General features: G+C 43.2%; 9 protein-coding genes. 5 read left to right on the plus strand and 4 right to left on the minus strand.

The window, feature by feature from the left end; translation table 11 throughout:
• From G563_RS0113960 to G563_RS0113970, 3 genes are all read right to left on the minus strand, one after another.
• Positions 1-276: helix-turn-helix domain-containing protein (locus tag G563_RS0113960; protein WP_211235274.1), on the minus strand; the 276-nt coding region annotated here is incomplete at its 3' end.
• 52 nt (positions 277-328) lie between these two features.
• Entirely contained in the window at positions 329-1,246 is a 918-nt protein-coding gene (locus G563_RS0113965) for a hypothetical protein (protein ID WP_028665858.1), read from the minus strand.
• 175 nt (positions 1,247-1,421) lie between these two features.
• Entirely contained in the window at positions 1,422-3,065 is a 1,644-nt protein-coding gene (locus G563_RS0113970; protein ID WP_028665859.1) for a glycoside hydrolase family 32 protein, read from the minus strand.
• Positions 3,066-3,261: 196 nt separating this feature from the next.
• Here G563_RS0113970 and G563_RS0113975 point away from each other — a divergent pair, with 196 nt between their 5' ends.
• From G563_RS0113975 to G563_RS0113985, 3 genes are all read left to right on the plus strand, one after another.
• Entirely contained in the window at positions 3,262-6,474 is a 3,213-nt protein-coding gene (locus G563_RS0113975; RefSeq protein ID WP_028665860.1) for a DUF1553 domain-containing protein, read from the plus strand.
• Positions 6,475-6,480: 6 nt separating this feature from the next.
• A complete protein-coding gene (locus tag G563_RS0113980; RefSeq protein ID WP_028665861.1) occupies positions 6,481-7,995 on the plus strand; it encodes a DUF1501 domain-containing protein in 1,515 nt (504 codons plus the stop codon).
• Between the two features lie 281 nt (positions 7,996-8,276).
• Complete coding sequence (locus G563_RS0113985; protein ID WP_157585325.1) at positions 8,277-10,523, plus strand: DUF5703 domain-containing protein; 2,247 nt, start codon at positions 8,277-8,279, stop codon at positions 10,521-10,523.
• 140 nt (positions 10,524-10,663) lie between these two features.
• Here the strand turns inward: G563_RS0113985 and G563_RS0113990 are convergent, their stop codons facing one another.
• On the minus strand, positions 10,664-11,524 hold the full coding sequence (locus tag G563_RS0113990; RefSeq protein ID WP_028665863.1) for a lysophospholipid acyltransferase family protein: 861 nt from the start codon (positions 11,522-11,524) through the stop codon (positions 10,664-10,666).
• Positions 11,525-11,659: 135 nt separating this feature from the next.
• On the opposite strand from G563_RS0113990, the gene G563_RS0113995 reads away from it, so the two are divergent.
• Positions 11,660-12,424 carry a creatininase family protein gene (locus tag G563_RS0113995; RefSeq protein WP_037326880.1) on the plus strand — a complete coding sequence of 255 codons (765 nt, stop codon included), beginning with the start codon at positions 11,660-11,662 and terminating at the stop codon, positions 12,422-12,424.
• Between the two features lie 191 nt (positions 12,425-12,615).
• Entirely contained in the window at positions 12,616-13,215 is a 600-nt protein-coding gene (locus G563_RS0114000) for a WbqC family protein (protein ID WP_273210946.1), read from the plus strand.
• The last annotated feature ends 30 nt before the right edge of the window (positions 13,216-13,245 follow it).

Consider the following 13,245-nt stretch of genomic DNA (forward strand, 5'->3'; position numbering starts at 1 on the left):
AGCGGTAGCTCTTCCGATGCCAAAACTAATAGCAAGAACATCATAAGTAGTCGCTACTTTATAATGATATAATAAAAAAAACAAAGCTTCTTTTGAGTTTTGAAATATACTATTGTTACCAAACCCATTAGGAAATCCTGATAGAACTGTTGGAGTATAATAACAAGAAAACTTTTCAGATAACCTATTAAACTCCTCTTTACTAAGGCCTGTTGTAGCTCGAAAATCTCTATCAGATTTTATATTACTAAATATACTAATTCTTTGTGATTTCATAATAACTTATTAAAATGTTAATTACCGCAAATATATCATAAAATATTGATTATCAGCAAAAGAACAAGTCTAATAAGATTTCGCCAATTGAGTTTATATAATACGAATTTATTTCAAACTGTGAAACATCTATCCTCAAAGACTCTTTGAAAATTGTTTTTTCAGAAAACTTAAATACTCCATTTTGATTTGGAAGAATTTTGACAGTTTTTCCATAAGGGTTCAAATAACTGGTACTAATAACTTTTTGAGCAACTTTTATAAATTTCTCAAGATTTTTAATATTATCTCTAACAGAGCGAGGATTAACTTTTAAATCATTTTCTATATAATTAAGGTGTTCCTGATAAGCTTTATCAAAGTGTTCTTTTGCTAAATCGGTGTAACCGCCAAAAACTAAAAGCAAAATATGGCTGAGTGATGTCGAATATTCTCTTGCTTCAAATAGTTTAATTAAATCAGACATTTCCTCCAGCTCTGTCAAAAACAATGGAATTTGTTTATTTAAGAGTTCACCCAAAGAAACTGTCGCATAGTTTTCACTATTACCAACATAATAGAGTGTTACCTTTCTTTTAAACTCTCTCGAAGGAGTTGGTGTATAGAAACTATCTTCACCTAAGCTATCATACAATTCATCAATTTCAAAATCAATTGTAGAAGCGATAGTTTGAGTATCATAGCAATACCATATTTGTTCATTGAACTTTTCAAAACACCATTTTTCAAAATCAGGTATTTTAATTGCTCCGCTAATCGTAAACTTTACAATTGTTAAGTCTCTTGACTCATCATAATCTAAAGCAGAAGTGGGGTGTGAAACATGGATAATATGCTGAAAAATACCATTTTGTTTAACAAAATAGCTTTTTGATTTAATATATTTAAAACCCTGTGGTTTCAGTACAATATCAAGTTCGGGAACAGCATTCTCGTAAATCAACTTTTGAATAGACGTCTCTTTTAGCATTTTATAATCTTCAATTTACCTGTAGTGGTATTTCCGATGCCAAACTAAATAAAGTTTTCACAAACATCAATAAAAAATCCAAACTCTTTTGCATTGTATTTTCGAAGTCGGAGACTCACTTCTTTTTTCTACCAAACCGAACAGAAGTACAATATAGATGCAGCGTAGCCCAATACTACTCCCAAATAGACTTGGCGGTATAGAGTGTGAGGTCTTTTATTTCGATATTGTTTCCCCAAAATACCAGACCGTCTTCGCTGTTATTGGGCTTTCTTTCAAATGAATAAGAATAAGCGCCGTTGTCGATAAAAACCTCAACGGAAGTTCTGTCCACGTAAATATCAGCCGTAATCTCCATTGATGTCATGTCTTCTGGCGAATAAAAAACACCATTGACACGGTTGGAATTCAAATCATAATCGAGCAGCCGCTGTCCCCAAAGCGACACACCCGCACTTGTGGCGTGCGAGAGTTTGATTTTTGTTTTGACCCGAAATCGCTCTAAAGAAGGAAGTGTTTTCAATTTTTCGTTGGCATTGGCTGCGTTGAGCGAAGTCCATTGCCCCACGGCTGTAAACAACTGTTCTGTTTCTTTGACGGGTAGGCTCGTCAAGCGCAAGCCATTTTTGGTAGTACGCAAGCGTAGTTCGGTAGGTAGGAGCATCATGTGGTTGAAAGGCATAGCGGGTTGGGCTATTCTCCCCCACCCTATCTGAACCCTACGCGGGTCGCTTTCGGGCATATTGGTAAAGGTCTGCGCGGCATAAATACTCCCCGTGGTGTAGTAATGCTTCCCTGATTCGGGCCTAAAAGTTTTACCGTCAAAATCCCCAATCATATACGTAGCCGAAGCGCCGTACATCACCCATTTGGTTTTGTTTTTATTGCCATCGATAGGCAATTCAAACAAATCAGGACACTCCCAAAAGCCCGTCACATGACTTTCATATCTCCATTCTTTTAGATTTTTGGAAGTATAAATCGAATGACCGTCGCGTTCGTTGAGCACCATTACCCAATGATTGCCAGGCTTATACCAAAACACCCTCGGGTCGCGCGTATCCCTACTGTTCCATTTTGCTTTTGAATCAATCAACGGATTTTTATCATATTTTGTCCAAGTGCGGCCTTTGTCTAAGCTGTAAGCCATGCACTGCACTTCTTTTTCGGGATTATCGACCGTAAAAAAAACAATCATTGCGGGGATATTGCCACGGTTAAAACCCGCAGTATTTTGATAGTCAATCACTGTCGAACCCGAAAACATCGTACCCATTGCATCGGGTGACAAAGCCGTAGGTAATTCTTCCCAATGAACCATATCTTTGCTCACAGCATGCCCCCACGACATATTTTCCCATTCTCTTTCATACGGATTGTGTTGGTAAAAAAGGTGATATTCACCCTGGTAGAAAATCATGCCGTTGGGGTCATTAATCCAACCTCGGCGCGTTGAAAAATGAAATTGAGGGCGATTTTTTTCGCGATAAAGCGAATCTTGGCCCGCTATTTTATCGTCCTGATATATTTTACTCAACCCTTCTGACTTGCCATCATAGCTGATAGTAATGGTTTTGCCCTGCAAGGCCGCCATGTCACAAAACACCCAATATTCGGGTTGAGCAGCCAATCGTATTTTGAAAGAACGTTCGAGCTTGTCATCAATCTTAAACTGCATCATGCCTCTTTCGTGGGCTTGCGATACGGGCAAGTTTAAGTACCTTTTGGTAATCTTGAGAGAGAGAGTTTGGGCGGATAACACCCCATAACAGAGCATCATCAAAGCCGTGAAAACTTTGCGTTTCAAAAGCGATTTCATGAGAGCGAAGATTATTAAAACCAAAGGGAATACAACATTACTTTTACTCCCAAAATAGCAGTAAGGCTTGAGAACTTTGTGGGTAGAAATTTCAAAAATATTGAACAAGGTCGGATTTGTACAAATTTACGGCTTGTTTGTACAATTTAGATAAATATTTAAACTTTATCTTTGTAGTCCTAAATCACCGCATATCATGTCTCGTTATTATTGGCTACTTTTTGGAATGCTAAGTGGGGGAATTTTTTCTTGCGCTCCCAAACTCCCCGAAGATGTAGCAGCGGCTTATCAAAACTTGCCCGCTGAATTGGATTACAATCTCCACGTCAAACCTATCTTGTCTGACAAATGTTTTGCGTGTCATGGCCCCGACAAAGCCAAGCAAAAAGCAGGATTGCGGCTCGACCTTGCCGACTTTGCCTTTGCAAGTCTCCCCGAAAACCCTAGTAAAGTAGCCATCGACCCTGGCGACTTAGAAGATAGCGAGGTATTTCACCGCATCTTGTCGGCCGACCCCGACTACGTAATGCCTACGCCTGATTCGCACCTCCAACTGACAACTCAAGAAAAAGCAATCCTTATCAAATGGATAGAAGACGGTGCCGAATACAAACCGCATTGGGCATTTGTAGCCCCCGAAGAGCCTGATGTACCCGATGTTAAAAATGAAGATTGGGTCAAAAATCCGATTGATAATTTTATTCTGAAAAAACTGGAGCAAGAGCAACTAAAACCCGCTGCGATGGCCGATAAAGAAACGATACTTCGCCGTCTCACGCTCGACCTCACGGGGCTTCCACCCACATTGCCCGAAATTGATGCTTTCCTGAAAGACAACTCCCCCAATGCCTACGAAAAACAAGTGGACCGTTTGCTTGCGTCCCCTCACTATGGCGAAAAAATGGCGGTCGATTGGTTGGATTTGGCTCGCTTTGCCGATTCGCACGGCTATACCGTAGACCGTCTGCGCGATATGTCGCCTTATCGGGATTGGGTCATTGGGGCGTTCAATCGAAATATGCCTTATGACAAATTTATTCATTGGCAACTCGCCGGCGATTTGATGCCCAACCCTTCTAAAGAGATGCTCATTGCGACGGCTTTTAATCGCAATCACCAGCAAAACATGGAAGGTGGTATCATCGAAGAAGAGTTTCAGACCGAATACGTCGTAGATCGTACCAATACTTTTGGGGATGCTTTTATGGGGCTATCGGTAGGCTGCGCCAAATGCCACGACCACAAATACGACCCTATTTCACAAAAGAATTATTATGAATTGTTTAGCTTTTTCAACAACGTAAAAGAAGCGGGACAAATCTCTTGGGACGATGCCATGCCCTCTCCCACCTTGCTCCTCCCTACGGCTCAACAAGAAAAAGTATTGCATTTTATCAATACCCAAATCAAACAGCAAGAAGCCACCGTAGCCAAAACCCAAGCTACATTTAATAATTCTTTTAACGAATGGATTGCTGCTAAGGGTTATCAAAATTTAGGCAAACAACCACTTCCGACGGTAGGTTTAATAGGGCATTTTGGTTTTGAAAATGATTTAAAAAACAGCCTTGCTCCCCGCCAAATGGCCCGAATGTTGCGCGAAACAGGCGAAGAAACCGCTACTTTCGTAAGCCGAGGTCAAGGCAAAGCCTTGGGTCTTAATGGTGACATTTGGCTGGATTTAGACTGTGTAGGAGGCTATCGCAAATCGCAGCCTTTTAGCGTGGGGATTTGGGTCAATGTTCCAAAAAACCTCAAAGAAGGGGTGATTATTCACAAAAGCCAAGCCGAAAGATTGTACAATTTTAGAGGGTGGCATTTGTATTTGAAAAACAACAAACTAGAGCTAAACATGGCGCATACGGCTCCTTCCGATGCCATTACACGCGTTTCTGCCCAATCTATTCCACGCGATAAATGGATTCAACTCACCATCACCTATGATGGTTCTTCGTTGGCTAAAGGGCTTCGTCTTTATCTTGACGGCAACGAAATGACGATGGAAACGACCATGGATCAACTTCAAAAAGATATTTTGTTTAAATCTCGCGAACAGTCGGGCATTCAAGTAGGTGGATGGTGGCGCGGATGGGGTTTTACGGATGGGAAAGTAGATGATATTACTTTTTATGATCGTGTATTGACACCTTATGAGTTGAAAGTGTTAGCTCAAAAAGCGAATTGGAACGCTATAACCCAGAAAATCCCCGCTCAACTTTCCGCTCCTGAGCTGGCCATTTTAAAGGAATATTACCTTTCAGCCTTAGAGCCTAATACGCTGATGGCACGCCAAAAACTACAGCAACTTCGCTCAAATCTGGCCGACTCCACCGCGAAAGTAAAAGAACTGATGGTGATGCAAGAAATGCCACAGCGCAAAAAAGCTCACATTTTGCTCCGGGGCAATTACGACGCTTTTGGCGAGGAAGTATTTCCTAATACGCCCGAATCTATTTTAGCTTTCCCCAAAAATCTCCCCAAAAATCGCTATGGTTTGGCGCAGTGGCTTACCCACGAAGACAATCCCCTCACGGCTCGTGTGGCAGTCAATCGCCTCTGGCAAAATTTCTTTGGTACGGGTTTGGTCAAAACCACCGAAGACTTTGGCAACCAAGGCGAGCTACCAAGTCATTTAGAATTGTTGGATTATTTGGCAATTTCGTTTCGGGAAAACAATTGGGATATCAAACAATTGAATAAGCTCATTGTGATGTCGGCTACTTATCAACAAGACTCCCGCCCCACGCGTGAAGCCCGCGAAAAAGACCCCGAAAATCGCTGGCTTTCTCACGGCCCCGCCCACAGGATGACCGCCGAGATGATTCGAGACAATGCACTGGCGGCAAGCGGCTTACTGAACCCAAAAATTGGTGGAGAAAGTGTAAAGCCCTACCAACCTGATGGTTTATGGCAAATCAACAGCGCCAATTATGTACCCGATTCTGGCGACAAAGTATATCGGAGGAGTTTGTATATTTTGGCAAAAAGAGCCGTTCCTAATCCTACCCTTGCTACTTTCGATGCCACTTCGCGGAGTTTTTGCGTAGTACGTCGTCAAAAAACCAATACACCCCTGCAAGCGTTGGTCACACTCAATGACCCTACTTTTGTAGAAGCGGCCAAAGTAATAGGCGAACAGATGACCAAAATGCCAGATAGTAAACAAGCGATTGGCACTGTATATCGCAAACTGACGGGCCGTCGTCCTTTGCCCAAAGAGGTAGGGCTTTTGGCGCAACTGCGCGAGGCGCAACTTCAAAAATTCAAAGCAAATCCCACCAAAGTAAACGGGTGGCTACAAGCAGGTCAGTACAAAATCGATACAAAACTCGACGCTCCGCTCGTAGCAGCCAATGCCGTAGTAGCTAGTACTATATTAAATTCAGATGCCAGTATCACCAAGAGATAAGCCGCTATGTCACATCATCACGACGAAGAATTCAGACTGCATACTCCTGATTTTCAAGAACTAAACAAACGCCTCGACCGACGGCATTTTCTCACCAAAACCTCCCTAGGATTAGGGGCTTTGGCGGTGGGGTCGTTGTTTGGTGCCAAGCACCTTTTTGGGGCATCGCCCAAAATCGCCGAAGAAAGTTCGGCCAATCTCGAAGAAGAGGTTCTGAAAGCACTGCCCCATATTGCACCTAAAGCCAAACGTGTGGTCTACCTTTTTATGAGCGGAGGACCTTCTCAATTTGAGACTTTTGATTACAAACCTAAGCTCTATGATATTGCCGGCCAAAACCTGCCCGATTCGGTGCGTAAAGGCCAACGTCTCACAGGCATGAGCGCCAACCAAAGTGCACTGCCTGTAGTGCCTTCGATTTATAAATTCAATCAACACGGTAAAAATCAAACATGGGTAAGCGAATTGCTGCCTTATACAGCGCAAGTTGTTGATGAACTGTGTATTGTAAAATCGATTCATTCGGAAGCCATCAACCACGACCCTGCCATTACTTTTTTACAAACTGGGAATCAGCTCCCCGGTCGCCCTTCGATTGGTTCATGGGTAAGCTATGGATTAGGGTCTGATAATCAAAACTTGCCTACTTTTATTGTGTTGGTTTCCAAAAATGCCCCCAAAGACCAACCCCTATACGCTCGCCTATGGGGGAATGGATTCTTACCCTCTAAACACCAAGGAGTGCAGTTTAGGTCGGGCAAAGACCCCGTTTTGTTTCTCAATAATCCCGAAGGCTACGACGGCAACGACCGCAAAGAAATGCTTGACTACCTCACCAAACTCAATCAGTTTCAGAACGAACCTTACAGCGACCCCGAAGTAGAAGCGCGCATTGCACAATACGAAATGGCCTATCGTATGCAAACTTCTGTACCCGAAGTGATGGATTTGTCGGGTGAATCTGAAGAAGTATTTCAGCTTTACGGTCCCGATAGCCGTGATGCGGGCACCTACGCTGCCAATTGTATTTTGGCTCGAAAACTTCTGGAAAAAGACGTCAAGTTTGTGCAACTTTACCACCAAGGGTGGGATCAACATGGTAGCCTTCCTCGCGGAATCGCCAACCAATGTAAGCAAATCGACCAAGCAACTGCGGCTCTCATCATCGACCTCAAACGCCGTGGCATGTTGGATGATACGCTCGTGATCTGGGGTGGGGAATTTGGTCGTACGGTGTACTCGCAAGGCAAACTTACCCCCGACAACTACGGCCGCGACCACCACCCGCGTTGTTTTACGATGTGGATGGCAGGCGCAGGGGTAAAATCAGGATTTAGCTACGGCGAAACCGACGATTTTAGCTACAATATCATCAAAGACCCCGTTCATGTTCATGATTTTCATGCCACGCTTATGCACCTCTTAGGGGTTGACCATGAACGCCTTACCTACAAATTCCAAGGTCGTCGTTTCCGTCTTACCGACGTCCATGGCAAATTGGTAAAAGGGATTTTGGCGTAGAGACGTTGCATGCAACGTCTCTACCACATACAATGTCTGTACCGCATGCAACGTCTCCACGATACACAAACAGACATCGCACAAGACGTTGCAATGCAACGTCTCTACAATCATTAAAAAATTCATAATCTAAATCGCCCCATATTTTGTTGATTCTTCGGAAAATATTGTTTCTTGTATTTGTGGTTGTTGTTGTAGAGACGTTGCATGCAACGTCTCTACCGCATGCAACGTCTCTACGGTACACAACGGCTGCGCAACCTATAACATCACACCAGACGTTGCATGCAACGTCTCTACGAGGGTCAATTCCCCCTACCTACAACGTAATCTGGACGACACCTAGTCAAAATTCTTCCGAATCTATGCCCTGTGGTGGGGGCGATATTGGTCTCAATGTGTGGGTTGAAAATGGTGATGTTCTTTTTTACCTCTCCCGTAGCGGCACTTTTGATGAAAACAACGCCATGCTCAAACTCGGAAGAGTCAGACTCAAACTTTCGTCCAACCCCTTCAATGACAACACTTTTCGCCAAGAGCTTCGATTGCAAGAAGGTGGTGTACGTATCAGCGGCAACAATACAGTGCTCAACCTATGGGTAGATGTATTTCGTCCTGTGGTTCATATTGATATACAAAGCCCCAAACCCACCAAAATCACCACAACTTACGAATCGTGGCGCTATGAAGATCGCCTCGTGCAGGGTTCGGCTTTACGCGAAAATTCGTATAAAATACCCCAAAAATTTGAGGTAAAAACCTACAAAGACGATATTCGTTTTGTGGAAAATGAAGTCTTATTTGTCCACCGCAATCGCAACGACCTCGACAACGCTTTTGACTATACTGTTCACTTAGAAGGTATGGATGCGGTTAAATCCGAGCTTTACAACCCGCTCAAAAACAACACCTTTGGAGGAGTAATAAAAGCGACAAACATGAAGTCTATGGGTGAAAGCTCTGGTAAGTATGCAGATACTGACTTTCGAGGGTGGACTTTAGAAAGCATCAAACCTACTCGTTCACAAAATATCGAAATTGCCCTACACGTAGCTCAAACAGCTACTCTTGACGAATGGACGGCTGGACTCAGGAAAATACAAACGGAGGCTTTGCAAAATCAAAAAACGGCGCTTTCTCAAACCCAAACATGGTGGCGGCAATTTTGGGAAAGAAGCTACATAGTGATTGAAGGCGCAGACAGCACTATTTCGCGCAATTATCAGCTATTTCGTTATCAACTTGGCTGTAATGCCTATGGGCACTGGCCCACCAAATTCAACGGAGGGCTTTTTACTTTCGACCCTGTTTTTGTAGATAAAAAATACAATCACACCCCCGACTTTAGACTTTGGGGTGGTGGTACTATGACTGCCCAAAATCAGCGCCTTGTCTATTTTCCTATGCTCAAAAGCGGGGATTTTGATATGCTAAAGCCCCAATTTGATTTTTATTTACGCTCACAAAACAACGCCGAGCTACGTTCAAAAATATATTGGAAACACGCAGGAGCTTGTTTTACCGAACAAATCGAAAACTTTGGTCTCCCCAACCCCTTCGAATACGGCTACAAGCGCCCCGAAGGCTACGACCCTGGCATGGAATACAACGCTTGGCTTGAATACCAATGGGATACCGTCTTTGAGTTTTGTCTGATGATGCTCGAAACGGAGCGCTATGAAGGCCGAAATATCACTTCTTATATTCCTTTTATCGAAAGCTGCCTCACTTTTTTTGATGAGCATTACCAATGGCTCGCCAAACAGCGCGGCACCAAAGCCTTAGACGAAAAAGGTCACTATGTATTTTATCCTAGTTCGGCCTGTGAAACCTTCAAAATGACCTATAATTCGGCGACGGTCATTGCTGCTTTAAAAGTAATTCTTACCCGGATGCTGGAGCTACCCGCCTCCTATTTAGAAACTTCTCAGCGGCAAAAATGGACTGCCATGCTCAACCGTATTCCTCCGTTACCTTTTCAGGAATTTGAAGGGCACAAAACCCTCGCTCCTGCGGTAGCTTGGATGCGCGTCCAAAACTCCGAAACTCCTCAGCTATATCCTGTGTTTCCGTGGGGATTATATGGCATCGGTAAACCTGACTTGGAAGTGGCCGTCAATACCTACAAACACGACCCGCACGCAATCAAATTCAAAAGTCATGTCGGATGGCGACAGTATAGCATTTTTGCGGCAAGGCTGGGCTTGACCAACGACGCCATGGAGCTTACTCGTCTCAAGTTTCAAAACTCAAATCATCGCTTTCCCACTTTTTGGGGACCTGGTTTTGACTGGACACCCGACCACAACTGGGGCGGCTCGGCCATGATTGGACTCCAAGAAATGCTAATACAAGTGGACGGTAAAAAGATTTATCTTTTGCCCGCTTGGCCCAAACAATGGAACGCCAAATTTAAGCTCCATGCCCCTTACAACACCACCGTGGAAGGGGAAGTTAAAAACGGAAAAATAGAATTTCTCAAAGTAACACCCACCTCACGAACTAGCGATGTGATACTTTCTTATTAAATAATAGGGTGCTCCATTTTGCATTAAACCAACCTTATGAGCACTAAGTAAGTACAAACCCAATTGAATAGTTGGCTTATTTGAACAAGGCAAAGTAGCGATTTATAGCTCCCTCAATTTTTTAGAACCATTTTCTTTCATCAACTTTCCTCAACCTCTTTTTGTCGTTTGTGTTTCCAACGATTGTGAGACCATAGCCACTCTGCGGGGTGTCGTCGGATGGCTTGTTCGAGTAAATCTTTGTAAAGACGGGTGATTTCACCATCTGGCAAATCATCGTAGGGAGGCTCGGCTACTTTATGAAATAGCACCGTATAATATCCCCTGCCTGTTCGATACATTTCTCCAAATACCACGGGCATTTTGGTAGTACGGGCGATTTTTTCAGTCCCTGGAAAAAAACCAGTTTCATGATTCAAAAACGGAAACCAGTAGGCATGTTCAGGTTCGTGGGGCGATTGATCGGCCACAAGCCCAGTGGTGCGAATTATTTTTCGGCGAGCCACTACTTCCCGCATTAGCCGCTGCATCGGAATAGGATATACCTCAAAAGACGACCTTACTCGAAACATAAAATCATCCGATTTTTTGTCAGTCAATGTTTTGTAGACCACATCTACCGGAATACCACGCGTAGTAAGTGCCCCCGGTACCCACTCCCAATTGGCAACGTGCGCACTAAAAGACAAAAAAGATTGCCCTTGCTGGATGTAGCCCTGCGGCAACTCAAAATTATCAATCTTTACGCGCTGCTGAAGCTCTTGGGGAGTTAGGTAAGGCAACTTCAAAGTTTCAACAAACAAATCTGCCAGAAGCTGATAAAATTCGCGGGCAATTTGACGAATTTCTTGGGGAGATTTTTCGGGAAAAGATTGTGTCAGATTCTGAATCACGAGTTTTTTACGATAGCCCACTACGTAGTAAATCAGCCCGTAGAATACATCCGATATTTTATACAATACACTCAAGGGCAAACGCCCTAGCCAGCCAAAAAGCCACATTGATTACGCTATTTTATGATTTTAGTAAACGACCAAAACAAGTCTGCTCGTTAGAAATCGTTTAGATTTCAAAAGCAAAGTTAGTAAATGAAGCCATGAATTTTGCTTATAACACACATTCTCAATCATAAGCCTATGCCACGACCTTATATTTTGGCCGAAACCAACTGGAAAGCCGTTAAAAATACCTCTTACGACTTAGCAATTTTACCGTGGGGAGCCACCGAAGCCCACAACTATCACCTCCCTTATGCCACCGACAACTACGAGGCCGATGCCATCGCTGCCACAGCAGCACGCATTGCTTGGGAACAAGGCCGCAAAGTATTGGTATTGCCAACAGTTCCTTTTGGAGTAAACACAGGGCAATCCGATATACCCTTTTGTTTGAATATTTACCCAAGTACCCAAATGGCGATTTTGAGAGATATTGCCGAAGTAGTTTCGCGAAGTGGCATCAAAAAGTTGTTGGTATTCAATAGCCACGGTGGCAATGATTTCAAACAAATCATCAGAGAAGTAGGAGCCCAAGTACCTGATGTGTGGATAAGTACTTGTTTTTGGTTTAAAGCACTTGACGGCAAACAGTACTTTGAACAACCCGGCGACCATGCCGACGAAACCGAAACCAGCCTTTTGCTGCATTTACATCCTGAGTTGGTTTTACCACTTAACGAAGCTGGCGAAGGCAAAGCCCGTACTAGCAAAATCAGCGCCCTACGCGAAGGATGGGCCTGGGCCGAACGCCGCTGGACTCAAGTCACCGACGATACTGGTGTGGGCAACCCACAACACGCCTCTGCCGAAAAAGGTCAGCGTTTTTTTGAAGACCTTACCAAAAAAATGGCAGCGTTTTTGATAGAAATTGCCGACGTAGACACTCAGCATCTTTACGAATAACCGTTCTCAAAGCTAGAGATTAACACGATTTTTCTTAACGAGTGATTTGTACTTTCCCCCTTTTTTAGCCCTTAAAAAAGGTTTTGAGAAAAAAAATTTATGATTTTTTTGATACTATCACTCAAATTACTTTATTTACGTAATCACTATTGTTTTTTAGCACATTGTCAGTAAGAATAGAATTACAGTACTTGCCTAGTTTAGAATACTTTGCATGTTTATTGAAATACGGTGAAGTGGAGATAGAAGCACATGAGTATTTTGTGAAGCAAACCTACCGCAATCGCTGCCACATTCTTACGGCCAACGGCTTAGATACTTTGGTGATTCCAGTGTTACATAGTGGAGGAAAAATGCCCATTAGAGAGGTTAAGATAGATTATTCTCAATCATGGGTAAAGCGACATTGGGGTGCCATCGTCGCAGCATATGGCAAGGCTCCTTACTTTGAATATTTTGGGAGCGATTTTGAGCGAATTTTCCAAAGAAAAACAACTTTTTTGTTTGATCTTAATTGGGAACTGCTGACAATCTGTCTGAAACTGCTACGGCTCAATCCGACAATCCGTCTAAGCAATGTGTACAATAATGAGGTAGAAAACGGCCATATTGACGCACTTTCTCAAATTCACCCCAAAAAGTCGCACAGGCACAACAATTTCTACCAATCTGTTGTTTATCAACAAAACTTTGGGAGTGAATTTGTCCCTAATTTAAGTGTGATTGACCTACTGATGTGCCAAGGAGCAGAGGCAACCCCCATCCTAAAGCGCTCACTAAACGTAAATTGAACGAACTAAGAGGATTATTCGTTACGGATG

Origin of the sequence: Runella zeae DSM 19591, assembly GCF_000423565.1 — a bacterium.
Taxonomy (GTDB): domain Bacteria; phylum Bacteroidota; class Bacteroidia; order Cytophagales; family Spirosomataceae; genus Runella; species Runella zeae.

Excerpts from the sequence above, each read along its gene's own strand:
- G563_RS0113975 (WP_028665860.1), top strand. The coding sequence starts at position 3,262 with ATGTCTCGTTATTATTGGCTACTTTTTGGAATGCTAAGTGGGGGAATT.
- G563_RS0113970 (WP_028665859.1), bottom strand. The coding sequence starts at position 3,065 with ATGAAATCGCTTTTGAAACGCAAAGTTTTCACGGCTTTGATGATGCTC.
- G563_RS0113990 (WP_028665863.1), bottom strand. The coding sequence starts at position 11,524 with ATGTGGCTTTTTGGCTGGCTAGGGCGTTTGCCCTTGAGTGTATTGTAT.
- G563_RS0113965 (WP_028665858.1), bottom strand. The coding sequence starts at position 1,246 with ATGCTAAAAGAGACGTCTATTCAAAAGTTGATTTACGAGAATGCTGTT.
- G563_RS0113995 (WP_037326880.1), top strand. The coding sequence starts at position 11,660 with ATGCCACGACCTTATATTTTGGCCGAAACCAACTGGAAAGCCGTTAAA.
- G563_RS0113980 (WP_028665861.1), top strand. The coding sequence starts at position 6,481 with ATGTCACATCATCACGACGAAGAATTCAGACTGCATACTCCTGATTTT.